The following is a 15,669-nucleotide window of genomic DNA, read 5'->3' on the forward strand; positions in this document are numbered from 1 at the left end:
GGCGCCGACGGCGCCCGCCCTGCCCGCACGACCCGCATCGCCCGCACCACACGCCCTGCCCGCACCACACGCCCTGCCCGCACCACACGCCCTGCCCGCACCACACGCCCTGCCCGCACCACACGCACCGCCGCACCACGAACCGAAGGAGCACATCGTGAGAAGAACCAGGGGACGTCTCGTTGCAGCGAGCGTCGCCGTCGCCCTGACCACCGGGCTGACGACCACCGCTGTGGCAGCCGCCGATCCCGTCCTGCCCGAGGCCGGGCTGGTCGCCTGGTACAAGCTCGACGAGGCGAGCGGCACGTCGGCCGCGAACTCGGCGCCGGGCTCGACCTTCGGGGCCGCCACGGTCAACGGGGCCGCGCGCAGCGCGAACGGCATCACGCTCGACGGGGCCGACGACCACGTCCGGCTCCCCGACAGCCTGCTCAAGAACCTGACCTCGGTCACGGTCGACCTCGACGTCCTGGTCGACACGGCCCAGGCCACGCCCTACTTCATCTGGGGTATGGGCAACACGAGCGGCTCGAACGGCAACGGCTACCTGTTCACCACGGGCAACGCCTACCGGACCGGCATCGCGTCCGGCAACTGGTCGACCGAGCAGAACACGACCAAGGGCACCAACCTCGCGCGCGGGGTCTGGAAGCACCTGACCTACACGCAGACCGGCACGACCGGGACCCTCTACGAGGACGGCGTCCAGGTCGCGCAGAACACCGCGGTCACCACGACCCCCGCCTCGATCGGCGCCGGGACGACGACCGCCAACTACATCGGCCGGTCGCTCTACTCGGGCGACAAGTACCTCAAGGGCCAGGTCCGCGACTTCCGCGTCTACGACCGGGCGCTGCCCGCGAACGACGTCGCGGCCCTCGCGCAGAAGACCTCGGCAGCGGCCGCGGGAGCCGACGCCGCCGCCCTCGACCTGGGCGACACGAGCGCCGTCACGAGCAACCTCACGCTCCCGGTCACGGGCGCGCAGGGCTCGACCATCGCGTGGGCGACCTCGCACGCGGACGTCGTGACGTCGTCGGGCAAGGTCACCCAGCCCGCCGCCGGGCGGCCGGCCGCGAGCGTGACCCTGACGGCCTCGGTCACGCGCGGCGCCGTGACGCTCCCGCGGACCTTCACCGTGGTCGTCCCCCCGGCGCTCGACGACGCCCAGGCGGCCGCCTGGGACGCGCAGCACGCCGTCGTGACCAACATCGCCGACGTCCGTGGCAACCTCACGCTCCCGACCAAGGGTGCGCAGGGCTCGACCCTGACGTGGACGTCCTCGGCGCCCGGCACCGTGAGCGACACGGGAGTGGTGCACCGCCCCGCGCACGGCGCGGGCGACACCGAGGTGACCCTCACGGTCACCGCGACCAAGGGCACCGCGACCTCGACCCAGCCCCGCACCGCGACGGTCCGCCGGGCCCCCGAGGCCCAGGAGCCCGCGGCGTACTTCTTCCCCTACTTCAAGGGCGAGAGCACGGCCGACGGCGAGGAGATCTACTTCGCCGCGAGCCAGGGCAACGACCCGCTCAAGTGGCAGGAGCTGAACGACGACAAGACCGTCCTGCGCTCGGGCCTGGGGGAGAAGGGTCTGCGCGACCCGTTCGTCATCCGCTCGCCCGAGGGCGACAAGTTCTTCCTCGTCGCGACCGACCTCAAGATCTACGGCGGCAACAACTTCGGCAACGCGCAGGAGCGCGGCTCGCTGAGCCTCATGGTCTGGGAGTCGACCGACCTCGTGAGCTGGTCCGACCAGCGCATGGTCAAGGTCTCGAGCGACTACGCGGGCAACACCTGGGCCCCCGAGGCGTTCTACGACGAGGCCGCGGGCGAGTACGTCGTGTACTGGGCCTCGGCCCTCTACCCGACGACCGACAGCAGCGACCGCAAGATCGCCACGAGCTACCAGCGCATGATGTACGCCACGACGCGTGACTTCGTGACCTTCAGCGAGCCGCGGATCTGGGTCGACAACAAGCGCGGCACGGGCCTCGGCATCATCGACGCCTCGGTGACCAAGGTGGGCGACACGTACTACCGCTTCATCAAGGACGAGAAGTACATGACGGTCCGGAGCGAGAAGTCCACGGACCTGCGCGCCACGAGCTGGGACCTCATCACCGAGAACATCGGCGTGGGGCAGCCCAACGGCTACGGCGGCACCTTCACGGCGGGCGAGGGACCCACGGTCTTCAAGTCCAACACCGAGGAGAAGTGGTACGTCTTCATGGATCAGCCCAGCTACCACGGCGGCAAGGGCTACGTCCCGTTCGAGTCGACGGACCTCGACTCGGGGGTCTGGACCAAGTCCGAGCCCGCGACGCTGCCCGTGAGCCCTCGCCACGGCACGGTGCTCCCGGTCACGCAGGCCGAGTACGACCGCCTGCTCGCGCACTACCAGCCCGACGCGTTCGTGGCCTCGGCCGCCCCCGTCACGGTCACGACGGCCGCGGGCACCGCGCCCGTGCTGCCGGCCACGGTCGCCGCGACGTACGGCGACGGTGCGACCAAGGACCTCGCGGTCACGTGGGACGCGGTCGACCCCGCATCCTGGGCGCAGGCCGGCACGTTCGCGGTCAGCGGGTCGTTCGGCCCGTCGATCACGACGCGGGCCACCGCCACGGTCACCGTGACGGCCCCCGTCGACCCCGAGCCCGAGCCCGACCTCGCGGTCGAGGTCTCGGCCACGGCGAAGTGCGTGGCGGGCAAGGTCACGGTCTCGGTGCGTGCGGTGAACGGTGAGGACGTGCCGGTCGACGCGACGCGTGCGGGCTCGGTCGAGGCCGGGGTCGTCACGATCACCGCGAGCACGACGGGTGCCTCGCCCGTCACCGCCACGTTCGAGGCGCCGTACGCGGCCCTCGACTGCGGCTAGCACTTCCGGGCCGGGCGGGGGCGACGTGCCCCCGCCCGGCCCGGACAGGGCCTGACCGGCAGTGGGCGAGGTTTCCCTCCTGCGCCCGTCGTCTGCTCGATGCCACCGGCGGTCGGGTCCTGCAGCACCACCAGCTCGAAGAATCGAAACTCGATGAGGAGTGACACGACATGTCAGAGCACGACTCGACCTACTCGCGCCGATCCGTCCTACGGCTCGGCGCGCTGACGTTCGGGGCCGCAGCCGGTGCTGCGACCCTTGCCGGAGCAGGAGGGAACCTCGCGGTCGCGGCACCAGCCGTCGCCGCACCGGCACCGTTCGTCAACCCCGCCCCGCCGGTCAGCCGGCGCTTCCTGCGGTCGCTCGACCGCAGCGTCGCCCTCGACGGATGGACGGCACAGCCGTTCTCGATGTCGCAGGTCACACTCGAGCCGAGCGTCTTCACGCGGGCGCAGGACCAGGCGCTCAACCTCGCCCGGGCCTACCCGGTCGACCGGATCCTCGCGGTCTTCCGTCGGACCGCAGGGCTCGACACCAAGGGGGCCAACGCCCCCGGCGGGTGGGAGGGGTTCGGGCACGCCAACGAGGACGCCTGGGGTCCTGACGACTACCCGGGCCGGGCGAACACCCAGACCGCGAACCTGCTGCGCGGTCACTACGCTGGCCACTTCCTGTCGATGGTCGCGCTCGCCTACGGGAGCACGGGCGAGGCCGTCTTCAAGGACAAGGTCGACGCGATCGTCGCGGGGCTGGGCGAGGTCCAGGCCGCGCTCGCGGCCACGGGCCGCTACAGCCACCCGGGCTTCCTCGCCGCGTACGGCGAGTGGCAGTTCAGCCAGCTCGAGAAGTACGCGCCGTACGGCGAGATCTGGGCGCCGTACTACACGTGCCACAAGATCATGGCCGGACTGCTCGAGGCCTACCACCTCACGGGCTCGGCCCAGGCGCTCGAGATCGTCACGTCGATGGGCGAGTGGGTCCACAGCCGCCTGAGCAAGCTCCCCGCGGACCAGCTCGAGCGCATGTGGGCCATCTACATCGCGGGCGAGTACGGCGGCATGAACGAGGTCATGGCCGACCTCCACCAGATCACCGGTCGTGAGGACTTCCTCGCGACCGCGAAGCTGTTCGACCTCAACGCGCTCGTGAACGCCTCGGCCGCAGGCACCGACACGCTCAACGGCAAGCACGCCAACCAGCACATCCCGCAGTTCCCGGGCTACCTCAAGGTCTACTCGCACACGCACGAGCAGAAGTACTTCGACGCCGTGAAGAACTTCTGGGGCATGGTCGTCCCGGGGCGCACCTACGCGCACGGCGGCAACGGCGAGGGCGAGCTGTGGGGCCCCGCGAACACCGTCGCGGGGGACATCGGCACGCGCAACGCCGAGACCTGCGCGACGTACAACATGCTCAAGGTCTCGCGCCTGCTCTACTTCCACACGCTCGACCCGAAGTACATGGACTACTACGAGACCGGGGTGCTCAACCACATCCTGGGCTCGCGCAAGAACGCCGAGTCCTCGACGAGCCCCGAGGTCACGTACATGTACCCGGTCCACCCCGGGGCGCGCCGCGAGTACGACAACACGGGCACGTGCTGCGGGGGCACGGGCCTCGAGAACCACGTCAAGTACCGCGACTCGATCTACTTCCGGTCGGCCGAGGACGCCCCCGGCAACCCCGTGCTGCACGTCAACCTCTACGTCGCCTCGACGCTCGACTGGTCCGAGCAGGGCTTCGAGATCGTGCAGCAGACCGAGTACCCCAAGGTCGGGGCGAGCACGCTCGTGGTCAACGGCTCGGGTCCGCTCGACCTGCGGCTGCGGGTCCCGCGCTGGATCCAGCGCGGGTTCACCGTGAAGGTCAACGGTGAGGCGCAGGACCTCGCGGCCACGCCCGGCACCTACGTCACGGTGAGCCGCACGTGGACGAGCGGCGACCGCGTCGAGATCTCGATGCCGCTCTCCCTGCGCGTCGAGCCCACGATCGACAACCCGGCGATCCAGGTCCTGCACTACGGACCGGTGGTCCTGCTGGCCCGCAGCGCGGCCACGAAATTCCTCAAGCTCTCGCTGTACGCCAGCATGCGGCTCGACGGGAGCCTGGACACCGCGGCCAAGGCACTCGGGGACAACGTGTTCCAGCTCGGCGACCTGACCTTCGAGCCGGCGTACTCGGGCGGCAGCGCGCTCTACCACATGTACTTCGAGCGCTCCGAGCCCAGGATCGTGTTCGCGGGCACCGACTCGGGCGTGGCCAACGCGCGCCGCGCGAACGGTACGTCGTTCCTCGACGTCGTCTGGGCCGAGGGCTCGTTCGCGGACCGTGCGGCGTTCCTCGCGACGGTCCAGCGCACGGCCGAGACCTTCGTGGCCGAGGGCCTGCTGACGCGCCGCGACAGCCAGAAGGTCCTGGTCGCGGCAGGCAAGGCGAAGATCGCGTGAGCGCCCACGAGGGGCGCCGCGACGCGGCGCCGGACACCACGCACAGGCACGACGCAACGGGCCTGCGGGCCCCGGGACGAGGGACGGTCATGGCACGAGCAGGACGAGGGGCGGCCGGGTTCTCCCGTCCGCGACGGTGGACGGCGGCGACGCTCGCGGGCGTGCTCGTGGGGGCCGGGGCGCTGGGCGGCGCAGGGATCGCGGTCGCCGCGGTGGGCTCCTCCCTCCCGGCCGTGACGGCCGCCGCGGAGGCTCCGGCCAACGTGGCCCTCCTCGGCACTCCCGAGGCGAGCTACACAGCGAGCTGGCACGCGATCGACGCGGTCAACGACGGAGAGGTCGCGCACACGGGCTCGTACGACAAGGCGTGGGCCACGTGGGACGGCAACCGCCCCGCGACGCAGTGGCTCGAGTACGCGTGGGAGGCACCCGTCCGGGTCGACCGCTCGGTCCTGTCGTTCTGGTCGGACGGCGAGGGGGCCAACGGCGACAACGTCCGGGTCCCGGGGTCGTGGAAGATCCAGTACTGGGACGAGGCGACCTCGACGTACAAGGACGTCGTCAACCCCAGCACCTACGGGACGGCGCGCCTCGCGCCGAACGAGACGACCTTCGAGCCCGTGACCACGACCAAGGTGAGGGCGACGTTCAACGCGCTCAAGGGAGCCACGGTCGCGACGTACTCGGCCGTCGGGGTCACCGAGTGGGAGCTGTGGGGCACGGGCGGCACCGAGGAGCCCGAGCCGGTCGACCCCAACGCGCCCATCGACGTCTCGCCCGTGCACGTCCCCACGCTCGTGGGCGAGCTGCCGGACCTGCCCGAGGACGTCGACGCGATCTACGAGGACGGGCGCGTCGCGTCCGTCGCTGTCGACTGGGCCGACGTCACGGCCGAGCAGGTCGCCGAGAAGGGCAGCTTCGGCGTCACGGGGGTGGCCGAGGGGATCGTCGAGCCCGTCCAGGGCACGGTCTACGTGCGCGACGGCGAGCCCGGCGACGTGACCGAGGTCGACTACGTGAGCGTCGTGACGCTCGCGGGCACCGCGCCGACCTTGCCGTCGAGCGTCACGGCCGCGTTCGAGGACGGCTCGCGCGACAGCCGCACGGGAGTCGAGTGGGACGCCGTCGAGCCGTCGCAGTACGCCGAGGCGGGCGGGCTCTTCTTCGTGGAGGGGGACGTCGAGGGGACCGACCTGCCGGCCGAGGCGACCGTGTTTGTCGTGGCCCCGGACGACGCCGAGGACACCATCGCACCCACGGTCTTCCTGTCGGTCGAGCCGGGGTCGGCGACCTCGGGCTGGTACGTCGAGCCCGTGCGGGTGACGGTCGCGGCGAGCGACAACCGCGACCCGGCCCCCGCGGTCGAGGTCTCGGTCGACGGCGGTGCCTGGGCCGCGTACACGGGTCCGGTCACGGTCGACACGGACGGGGTGCGCACGGTCGCGGCCCGCGCGACCGACGCGTCGGGCAACGTGGGCGAGGCGACGCGCGAGCTCAAGGTCGACGCGACCGCGCCGGTCACGGTCGCCACGGTCAAGAACCTCGGGTCGAGCGTCGAGGTGACGCTCACCGCCACGGACGCCGGGTCGGGCGTGGACCGGATCCAGTGGGAGGGGCCGGGCACGTTCTGGGGCACCTACCAGGAGCCGTTCACGCGTGCCCTGACCGAGGAGCCGCAGGTCATCGAGTTCGCTGCGACCGACGCCGCGGGCAACCAGGAGGTCCGACAGCGGATCGAGCTGCCCGCCCTGGGCGAGCCCGACCCCGACCTCGCGGTCGAGGTCTCGGCCACGGCGAAGTGCGTGGCGGGCAAGGTCACGGTCTCGGTGCGTGCGGTGAACGGTGAGGACGTGCCGGTCGACGGGCTCGGTCGAGGCCGGGGTCGTCACGATCACCGCGAGCACGGGTGGTGACGACGGCACCTCCGCGACGTTCGAGGCGCCGTACGCGGCCCTCGACTGCGGGTGACCGGCTGACCCGACGACCCGATGACCGCCGCGGGGCGAGGCGGTGCTGTCTCGTCCCGCGGCTGCCCCGGGCCGTGCTCTGGCCGGCCGGTGCACCGGGGCCACGCCCGGCCCGCCGCGACGTCTCCTTGCGTCGCGGCGGGCCGGGCGTCGTCGTCCTCTCCCGCCCGACGCCGCAGCGCACCCGGGAGCGCGGGTGCGCTCCGCCGTCGGGCAGAATCGAGGCATGAGTGCTGGTGCGGTGCGGCGGGGCCGACGGCCCGCGGGCGAGGACACCCGGGCGTCGATCGTGGCCGCGGCGCGCGAGGAGTTCGCCGCCAAGGGCTACGACGCCGTGAGCATGCGCGGCGTGGCACGCGCGGCCGGGGTGGATCCCGGGCTGATCCGGCACTACTTCGACGGCAAGGGCGAGCTCTTCGCGGCCTCGCTCGTCCCCGCGGGGGCCGACCCGCAGGCGCTCGCCGGCCGGTTCGCCGAGGGCGGGATCGAGGGCCTGGGGGAGCGGCTCGCGCGGACCGTGCTCGCGGTCTGGGACGCGCCCGACGGGCAGGTCCAGCTCCGGCTCGTGCTGTCCGGGCTGCTGTCGGCCGACGGGCACGTGCAGGAGCTGCCGCGCTATCTCCAGCGCACGGTGTTCGACCAGGTCGCCGCGCTCCTGCCGCGCGAGGTCGCGGCGCGGCGCGTGGGGCTGGTCGCGAGCCAGGTGCTCGGGGTGCTGGTCGCCCGGCACCTCCTGCGCCTCGAGCCCGTGGCGTCGATGTCCCCCGACGAGCTGGTGCGGTCGATCGCCCCGACGATCCAGCGGTATCTCGAGGGCGTGGACGAGGGTCTTGCGCCGGGACCTCCCGAGGAGCAGAATTCCTCACATGGGGAATACTGACCCGGTCATCAGCGTTCGCAGCCTCCGCGTCGACCGCGGCGGGACCACGGTCCTGCACGGGCTCGACCTCACGGTTCCCGACCGTCAGATCGTCGGCCTGCTCGGGCCGAGCGGCAGCGGCAAGACCACACTCATGCGCGCGCTCGTCGGGGTCCAGCAGATCACGGGCGGCGAGGTCGAGGTCCTGGGCCGCGCGGCCGGCGACCCCGTGCTGCGGCGCCGGGTCGGGTACGTGACCCAGTCGCCCAGCGTCTACGCGGACCTCAGCGTGACCGAGAACCTGCGCTACTTCGCGACGATCCTGGGCGTGGGTCCGCGCGACGTCGCGCGCGTGACCGACGCCGTGGACCTCGCGCGGCACGCCCGGCGCCGGGTCGGCACGCTCTCGGGCGGTGAGCGCTCGCGTGTCTCGCTGGCGGCCGCGCTGCTCGGAGACCCGCAGCTGCTCGTGCTCGACGAGCCGACCGTCGGGCTCGACCCCGTGCTGCGCCGCGACCTGTGGGACCTGTTCGCGCGCCTGCGTGACGCCGGGACCTCGCTGCTCGTGTCGTCGCACGTCATGGACGAGGCGACGCGCTGCGACCGGCTCCTCCTGCTGCGCGACGGTCGCCTGCTCGCGGACGACACCCTGCCGGGCCTGCTCGAGCGCACGGGCGCACACGACGTCGAGCACGCGTTCCTGCGCCTCGTGGAGGAGACCCCCGTGCCCGACGGCGCAGCGGCCGCCAGGAGTCCGCGTCACCTCGGAGGGGAGGCGTCATGAGCGCGCCCGACGCACGGGAAGCGGCGACGCTCGCGACGGGCACGTCGAGGCGAGAGGGCGAGCGTGCTGCGCCGGTGCAGCACGCACCCCGTGCCCTGAGCCCGGGCCTGACCCTCGCGACCGCGGGCCGGGTCCTGCGGCAGATCCGCAACGACCCGCGCACCATCGCGCTGCTCGTCGTGCTGCCGTGCGTGCTGCTCGGGCTCATCGCCTGGATGTTCGACGGGACGCCCGTCCTGGACCAGTTCGGCCCCATCCTCGTGGGGCTGTTCCCCATGATCATCATGTTCCTCGTCACGAGCGTCACGACGCTGCGCGAACGGCAGTCGGGGACGCTCGAGCGCCTCATGACCATGCCGCTCGGCAAGGGCGACTTCGTGGGTGGGTACGCGCTCGCGTTCGCGCTCCTCGCGACCGTGCAGGCCCTGGTCGTGGTGGCGTTCGCGGTGTGGGTGTGCGGCATGGACGTCGCGGGGCCCGTGGGCCTCGTGGTGCTCGTCGCGGTGCTCGACGCGATCCTCGGGTCGTGCCTGGGGCTCGCGGCCTCGGCGCTCGCCCGCTCGGAGTTCCAGGCCGTGCAGCTCATGCCCGTGATCCTGTTCCCGCAGCTCATCACGTGCGGCCTGCTCATGCCGCGGGACGAGATGCCCGCGGTGCTCGAGGCCATCAGTCGTGTCCTGCCCCTGACGTACGGCGTCTCGGCGCTCCAGGACGTGGCTGCGGGCGGCGGGTTCGCCGACGTGCGCGGTGCCGTCGCGGTCATCGTCGGGTTCATCCTGGGCGCGATCGTCCTGGGGACGCTCACGCTGAGGCGCCGGACCGCGTAGGCCTGGCCGGGAGGCCTCGGCGCTGCCCTGTACCACGGTTCGCCGAATCTCACCCGCTGAGGCGCCCGCAGGGGCCCCAGGACGTGGGAGGATGGGCGCGCTCGGGGGCGCGAGGCGACAAGGGAGTGCGCAAGTGCGGATCGTGGACCCGCGGGCTGGAGCCCGCACGTTCGCAGGGGCTGTGGCAGGACTGGTCGTGGCAGGCGGGATCGTCCTCGGAGGGCTTCCCGCGGTCGCCTCCCCGCCGGTCCCGGTCGGGGACCACGGACCGGAGGGCGTGAGCCTCCAGGTCGGCATCACGGGGATCACCACGCTCTCTGCGGTCGACGCGGTCGCGGAGAACCCCGTCCCGGGCGGGACGCTCGTGGTCCGGGGCCGGGCATTCGTGCCCTTCGTGACGTACGACGTGCACCTCCACTCGACGCCCACGTTCCTCGGGACCGTGACGGCGCGCGCCGACGGGACCATCGAGCTCGTCACGACCGTCCCGCTCTCGACGGTCCCGGGCCCCCACTACGTCGTGGTGACCGACCCCGTGAGCGGAGCCTCGGTCCGGTCGGCGTCGTTCGACGTCCGGAGCGCCGTCGGCGGCACGGACGGCGGCGGAACGGGCGGAGGGACGACCACGGGCAACGGCACGACGGCCGAGGGCGGGACCCCCGGCACGGTTCCCGGCCCGCTGGCCTCCACGGGCGTCACGGTCGTGGGCACCCTGGCGATCGCCGGTGGCCTCGTCGCGGGAGGCGCGGCCCTGAGACGGCGCCGGACCCGCGCGAGCTGAGCGACGTCGTCGGGCCTGCGTGCCCTCGCGGCCCCAGGACCGGTCCGCCGGCACGTGACCCGGACGACGCCGAGCGATCAGTTGTCAGAAGCCCACCGGGACATACCCTGGTGGGCTTCTGACAACTGATCGCTCGGTGGGGAGAACGCGGGCCCCGTGCGTGGCTACGGACGCGCCGCGAACCGTTCCAGCAGCTCCGCGTGCCCCGAGACGATGAGCAGGTCGTTCGCGGAGATGCGCGTGGTCGGCTCGGCGTAGACGAAGTCCTGGCCGGGCGACTTCACGCCGATGATGGTCACGCCGTAGCGGTCGCGGACCTTGGTCTGCTCGATCGTGAAGCCCTGCGTCTCCTTCGGGGGCCGCATCTTGACGATCGTGAAGCCGTCCTCGACCTCGATGTAGTCGAGCAGCTTGCCCGAGACCAGGTGCGCCACGCGGCTGCCCGCGTCGGCCTCGGGGAACACCACGTGGTGCGCGCCGATGCGCTGCAGGATGCGCCCGTGCTCGGCCGAGATGGCCTTGGCCCAGATCTGGGGCGTGCCCAGGTCCACCAGGTTGCCCGTGATGAGCACGCTCGCCTCGAGCGAGGTGCCCACGCCCACGACCGCGACCGGGAAGTCGCGCGCGCCGAGCTGCTCCAGGGCGGTGGGGTTCGAGGCGTCGGCCTCGACGAGAGGGATGCGGCCCGACCACTGCGCGATGAGCTCGGGTGAGCGCTCGACCGCGAGCACGTCCTGGCCGAGCCGGTCGAGGGTCGCGGCGATCGCGGAGCCGAACCGGCCGAGCCCGATCACGAGCACGCCGGCGTTCTTCTCGGGGGCCTTCTTGTCGGGCACCTGGGGACCTTTCGTCGGGAGGCGCGGGCCGGCCGTGAGCCGGGACCGCACCAGGGGGAGCAGGGGGCGGGGTCAGCCGATGATCGGGCGTTCCTCGGGGTAGCGGATGACGCGGCGCCGGTCGCGCAGCGCGAGCGCGGCCGCGAGCGTCATGGTCCCGGTGCGGCCGATGAACATGAGCACGACGAGGACGTACTTGCCGGCGGTCGGGAGGTCGGCCGTCACGCCCGTCGAGAGGCCCACGGTCGCGAACGCCGAGATGGTCTCGAAGAGGATCACGTCGAGCGTCCAGCCCGTGATCTCGAGCAGCAGCAGGCTCGCCACGAGCACGGCCGTCGCGCCGATGAACGACACGGCCACGGCCAGGCGCAGGGTCTCGCGCGGGATGCGCCGACCGAACGCCTCGAGGTCGCGGTCGCCGCGCGCCTCGGACACGATCGCGAGCAGCATGACCGCGAGCGTCGTGACCTTGATGCCGCCCGCCGTCGAGGCGCTGCCGCCACCGACGAACATGAGCGCGTCGGTGATGAGCCAGCTCGACTCGTGCATGCCGTTGATGTCGATCGTCGAGAAGCCCGCGGACCGTGGCATGACCCCGGCGAACAGCGACGCGAGGATCTTCTCGTTGAGGCTCAGCGGGCCGAGCGTCTTGGCGTTGGTCCACTCGAACGCCGCGAACAGGACCACGGCCACCACGACCAGGACCGCGCTCGTGGTGAGCGTCAGCTTGGTGTGCAGGTTCCACTTCGAGGCGCGCCGCCGGTTGCGCATGATGTTGAGGATCACGGGGAAGCCCAGCGAGCCGATGAACACGCCGATGATGATCGGCATGAGCAGCATCCAGTCGCCCACGTAGGGCGTCAGGCCCTCGGCCGTGGGGATGAAGCCCGCGTTGTTGAACGCCGAGATCCCGTAGAACAGGCCGTGCCAGGCGGCCTCGCCGAACGTCTCCTCGAGCACGATGAAGCGCGGCAGGAGCAGCAGCGCGATGAGCAGCTCGATGCTGGTCGAGGTGATGATGACGACGCGCACGAGCGAACCGACCTCGCCGAGCCGGGTCGTCTTGGTCTCCGAGGCCGTGAGCAGCTTCTGCGTCAGGCCGATGCGCCGCGAGACGGCCATGCCGAGGATCGAGGCGAGCGTCATGACGCCCAGACCACCGATCTTGATGCCCACGAGGATCACGACCTGCCCGTACGTGGACCAGTAGGTCCCCGTCGGGACGACCACGAGGCCCGTGACGCACACGGCCGACGTCGCGGTGAAGAGCGCGTCGATCAGCGGCGCCGACTTCCCGGACGTCGTGGCCCAGGGGGCCATGAGGAGCAGCGTGAAGAGCGAGATCACCGCCGCGAAGACCGTGACCGCGAGGCGGGCCGGGGAGTGGCGGGCGAGGCGGTCGACCAGCTCTCGTCCTGCGAAGAAGCGCCCGGAAACCCCCTGGGGCATCGGTCCTCCGTCTCGCTGTCCGTGCGTCCTCGTCCGGGTGGACGGGTGGCGGGGGAGGCCCTTGCGGGGTCGTCCGGTCGCCGTGCGTGCCGATGTGTCGCCCAACTCTGCCACAGGACGGCCCCTGCCCACCGGCTGAACCGCGTGGCGCCGTCGGGCCGTGCGGGCGCTACCGTGTTTCCTGCCTGCCGCCGACACCACGCGTGCCGCGGTACGGGCCGTGCGACGGAGCACCCGCCGTCCGGACGAGGACCGCCGACCGAGGAGCGCACGTGACCGGAACCGACACCGTGCCGTTCGTCGCGCAGGTCGTGTGGAGCCCGGACCTGCTGGGGTACGACTTCGGGCACGGGCACCCCATGTCCCCGACGCGTCTGGACCTGACCATGCGCCTGGTGCGCGCGCTGGGTCTGCTCGACGCCCCGGGGGTCGAGGTCGTCGGGACGTCGCCCGCCACCGACGAGGTGCTCGACCTGGTGCACGACCCGGCATACGTCGCCGCGGTGCACGCGGCCTCGGAGCAAGGGGTGGAGAACGCCGCGCTGGGGCTGGGCACCGAGGACGACCCGGTCTTCGCCGGGATGCACGAGGCCGCGGCACGCATCCTGTCCGGCTCGTACGAGGCCGCGGGCGCGGTCTGGTCGGGGCACGCGCTGCACGCCGTGAACATCGCGGGCGGCATGCACCACGCCCAGCGCGGGGCAGCGTCCGGCTTCTGCATCTACAACGACGCCGCGGCGGCGGTCCGGCGCCTCCTCGACGACGGCGCCGAGCGCGTCGCGTACGTCGACCTCGACGCGCACCACGGCGACGGCGTCGAGTCGATCTTCTGGGACGACCCGCGCGTCCTGACGGTCTCGGTCCACCAGAGCGGCGCGACGCTGTTCCCCGGCACGGGCCACGCGACGGACACGGGCGGCGCCACGGCGTCGGGCACCGCGGTCAACCTCGGCCTGCCGCGCCGGACCGACGGCTCGCGCTGGCTGCGGGCCGTCGACGCGGTCGTCCCGCCCGTCCTGCGCGCGTTCCGGCCGCAGGTGATCGTGTCCCAGCACGGCTGCGACGCGCACGGCCACGACCCGTTGAGCGACCTCGACGTGAGCATCGACGCCCAGCGCACGGCGGTGCGCTGGATCCACGAGCTGACGCACGAGCTCGCCGAGGGGCGCTGGGTCGCCCTGGGCGGCGGGGGCTACTCGGTCACGTCGGTCGTCCCGTTCGCGTGGTCCAACGTCGTCGCGGAGGTCGTCCACGCGCCCGTGGCGCCGTCCACGCCCGTGCCGGTCGCGTGGCGCGACCACATCACCGCGGTAGCCCACCGCGAGACCGCCGCGCTCATGGGGGACGGCGAGGTCGCGTTCACGTCGTGGGGGCGGGGTTACGACCCCGAGGACGAGGTCGACCGCGCGGTCGTCGCGACGCGCAAGGCCGTGTTTCCCCTGCTGGGACTGGACGCGCACTTCGACTGAGGCGGTTCGGGGAGCCCCGGAACCGGGCGGCGGGCGAGCGCCCGCCAGGGTGTTCCGCCCCCCGCCCGACGACGTCACCCTCGCTCGATTTCTGGCGACAGCCTGGGAGCAGGTAGGCTAAGGGACGGACTTTTTCTCGTGTTGGTCGGTTCCCGATCAGCCGTGGACCACCATGATCGGGGCGATCCCGATCGCACACCGATCCAGCATTGTGAGGACCCATGGGCTCCGTCATCAAGAAGCGCCGCAAGCGTATGGCCAAGAAGAAGCACCGCAAGCTGCTTCGCAAGACGCGCCACCAGCGTCGTAACAAGAAGTAGCAGCGCGGCGCGTTCGCGCGCCGGTTGCCGCAGGAGCCCGGAACCCCTCAGGGGTGCCGGGCTCTTCGCATGCCCGGGATCGTCGCGGGCGCCGGCTGGTCGGTGAGTCCGGCTCGTCGGCGGCCCGGGGAGCGGCAGGTCAGAGGCCGGTGCGGCCCTTGAGCGAGCGCCGGATCGAGCGCATGACGAGCCCGAGGACCCAGGCCGCCCCCGCCCAGCTCGCGGTCTTGAGCCCCCGGTTCGCGACGCGTCGGCGCCGGCCGCGGAACTCGCGGATGGGCCACCCGACGTCCTTGGCGTGGCGGCGCAGCCGCGTGTCCGGGTTGATCGCGCACGGGTGGCCCACGGCCTGCATCATGGTGACGTCGTTGAGCGAGTCGCCGTAGGCGTAGGAGGCCGAGAGGTCGATCCCGTGGCGCTCGGCGAGCTCGCGCACGCCCGCGGCCTTGGCCCGGCCGTGCATCATGTCGCCCACGAGGCGGCCCGTGTAGAGACCGTCCTCGTGCTCGGCGACCGTGCCGAGCGCCCCGGTGGCCCCGAGCCGCCGGGCGATGAGCTGGCCGATCTCCAGAGGGGTCGCGGACACGAGCCACACCTGGTGACCGGCCGCGATGTGCTCGTCGAGGAGCTTTTGGGTCCCGGGGAAGATCCGCAGGGAGAGGACCTGGTCGTAGACCTCCTCGCCGATCGCGACGACCTCGGCGACCGAGCGGCCGGCGATGAGGTCGAGGGCCCGGGAGCGGACCTGGTCGATCTGGCGCTTGTTCTCCCCGAGCAGGAGGTACCGGGCCTGGTGGAACGCGAACGTCACGAGGTCCGGGGTGGAGAAGAAGCCGCGCTGGTACAGCGCCCGGGCCAGGTGGAACGAGCTGGCGCCCCGGATGATGGTGTTGTCGACGTCGAAGAAGGCCGCCGTCGGATGGGTGGACCCAGGTGCAGACGTCGGCATGCCGTCCACTCTATCGGCGCCCACCGACCCCCGCCGACGACCCGCGCGCCTCAGGACGCCGGGCACCCGGACGGACCTTCTGTCCGGGATGCGTAGGCTGGGG

Annotated in this window: 12 protein-coding genes; 9 read left to right on the plus strand and 3 right to left on the minus strand. The window is 72.3% G+C overall.

The window, feature by feature from the left end; translation table 11 throughout:
- The first annotated feature begins 157 nt into the window (after positions 1 to 157).
- The 7 genes from ASE27_RS10850 to ASE27_RS10880 all read left to right on the plus strand — a co-directional run bounded on the left by ASE27_RS10850 (position 158) and on the right by ASE27_RS10880 (position 10,543).
- The gene (locus tag ASE27_RS10850; protein WP_082608804.1) at positions 158 to 2,878 is read left to right on the plus strand and encodes an immunoglobulin-like domain-containing protein; all 2,721 of its coding nucleotides are present in this window, start codon (positions 158 to 160) and stop codon (positions 2,876 to 2,878) included.
- A gap of 170 nt (positions 2,879 to 3,048) precedes the next feature.
- Positions 3,049 to 5,325: a glycoside hydrolase family 127 protein gene (locus tag ASE27_RS10855; RefSeq protein WP_056649710.1), complete on the plus strand. Its 2,277-nt coding sequence runs from the start codon at positions 3,049 to 3,051 to the stop codon at positions 5,323 to 5,325.
- Between the two features lie 89 nt (positions 5,326 to 5,414).
- Positions 5,415 to 7,238 (plus strand): Ig-like domain-containing protein, encoded by a 1,824-nt coding sequence (locus tag ASE27_RS10860; protein ID WP_056649713.1) that lies wholly within the window; start codon positions 5,415 to 5,417, stop codon positions 7,236 to 7,238.
- Positions 7,239 to 7,518: 280 nt separating this feature from the next.
- Positions 7,519 to 8,172: a TetR family transcriptional regulator gene (locus ASE27_RS10865; protein WP_082608805.1), complete on the plus strand. Its 654-nt coding sequence runs from the start codon at positions 7,519 to 7,521 to the stop codon at positions 8,170 to 8,172.
- A complete protein-coding gene (locus ASE27_RS10870; RefSeq protein ID WP_056649720.1) occupies positions 8,159 to 8,935 on the plus strand; it encodes an ABC transporter ATP-binding protein in 777 nt (258 codons plus the stop codon). Before ASE27_RS10865 ends, ASE27_RS10870 begins: the two co-directional genes overlap by 14 nt.
- A gap of 95 nt (positions 8,936 to 9,030) precedes the next feature.
- On the plus strand, positions 9,031 to 9,762 hold the full coding sequence (locus tag ASE27_RS10875) for an ABC transporter permease (protein ID WP_056650029.1): 732 nt from the start codon (positions 9,031 to 9,033) through the stop codon (positions 9,760 to 9,762).
- 133 nt (positions 9,763 to 9,895) lie between these two features.
- Positions 9,896 to 10,543, plus strand: coding sequence for a hypothetical protein (locus ASE27_RS10880; protein ID WP_157257540.1), 648 nt, complete (start codon positions 9,896 to 9,898; stop codon positions 10,541 to 10,543).
- 164 nt (positions 10,544 to 10,707) lie between these two features.
- Here the strand turns inward: ASE27_RS10880 and ASE27_RS10885 are convergent, their stop codons facing one another.
- Both ASE27_RS10885 and ASE27_RS10890 read right to left on the minus strand, forming a co-directional pair.
- Positions 10,708 to 11,379, minus strand: coding sequence for a TrkA family potassium uptake protein (locus ASE27_RS10885; protein WP_056649726.1), 672 nt, complete (start codon positions 11,377 to 11,379; stop codon positions 10,708 to 10,710).
- 72 nt (positions 11,380 to 11,451) lie between these two features.
- Positions 11,452 to 12,828, minus strand: coding sequence for a TrkH family potassium uptake protein (locus ASE27_RS10890; RefSeq protein ID WP_056649729.1), 1,377 nt, complete (start codon positions 12,826 to 12,828; stop codon positions 11,452 to 11,454).
- A 272-nt stretch (positions 12,829 to 13,100) separates the two neighbouring features.
- Between ASE27_RS10890 and ASE27_RS10895 the strand changes: the two genes are divergently transcribed.
- Together ASE27_RS10895 and ASE27_RS19800 are read left to right on the plus strand one after the other, a co-directional pair.
- Positions 13,101 to 14,297 (plus strand): acetoin utilization protein AcuC, encoded by a 1,197-nt coding sequence (locus ASE27_RS10895; RefSeq protein ID WP_235534330.1) that lies wholly within the window; start codon positions 13,101 to 13,103, stop codon positions 14,295 to 14,297.
- 221 nt (positions 14,298 to 14,518) lie between these two features.
- Complete coding sequence (locus tag ASE27_RS19800) at positions 14,519 to 14,617, plus strand: 30S ribosomal protein bS22 (RefSeq protein ID WP_003792170.1); 99 nt, start codon at positions 14,519 to 14,521, stop codon at positions 14,615 to 14,617.
- A 139-nt stretch (positions 14,618 to 14,756) separates the two neighbouring features.
- Here ASE27_RS19800 and ASE27_RS10900 read toward each other — a convergent pair whose 3' ends face one another.
- Positions 14,757 to 15,566 (minus strand): HAD family phosphatase, encoded by an 810-nt coding sequence (locus ASE27_RS10900; protein ID WP_056649733.1) that lies wholly within the window; start codon positions 15,564 to 15,566, stop codon positions 14,757 to 14,759.
- Between the last annotated feature and the right edge of the window lie 103 nt (positions 15,567 to 15,669).

Source organism: Oerskovia sp. Root918 (assembly GCF_001428945.1).
GTDB classification, from domain to species: Bacteria; Actinomycetota; Actinomycetes; order Actinomycetales; family Cellulomonadaceae; genus Oerskovia; species Oerskovia enterophila.

What these genes read in the sequence shown, in the direction of transcription:
- ASE27_RS10855 (WP_056649710.1), top strand. Translation starts at nt 3,049, where the DNA reads ATGTCAGAGCACGACTCGACCTACTCGCGCCGATCCGTCCTACGGCTC.
- ASE27_RS10860 (WP_056649713.1), top strand. Translation starts at nt 5,415, where the DNA reads ATGGCACGAGCAGGACGAGGGGCGGCCGGGTTCTCCCGTCCGCGACGG.
- ASE27_RS10865 (WP_082608805.1), top strand. Translation starts at nt 7,519, where the DNA reads ATGAGTGCTGGTGCGGTGCGGCGGGGCCGACGGCCCGCGGGCGAGGAC.
- ASE27_RS10870 (WP_056649720.1), top strand. Translation starts at nt 8,159, where the DNA reads ATGGGGAATACTGACCCGGTCATCAGCGTTCGCAGCCTCCGCGTCGAC.
- ASE27_RS10890 (WP_056649729.1), bottom strand. Translation starts at nt 12,828, where the DNA reads ATGCCCCAGGGGGTTTCCGGGCGCTTCTTCGCAGGACGAGAGCTGGTC.
- ASE27_RS19800 (WP_003792170.1), top strand. Translation starts at nt 14,519, where the DNA reads ATGGGCTCCGTCATCAAGAAGCGCCGCAAGCGTATGGCCAAGAAGAAG.
- ASE27_RS10900 (WP_056649733.1), bottom strand. Translation starts at nt 15,566, where the DNA reads ATGCCGACGTCTGCACCTGGGTCCACCCATCCGACGGCGGCCTTCTTC.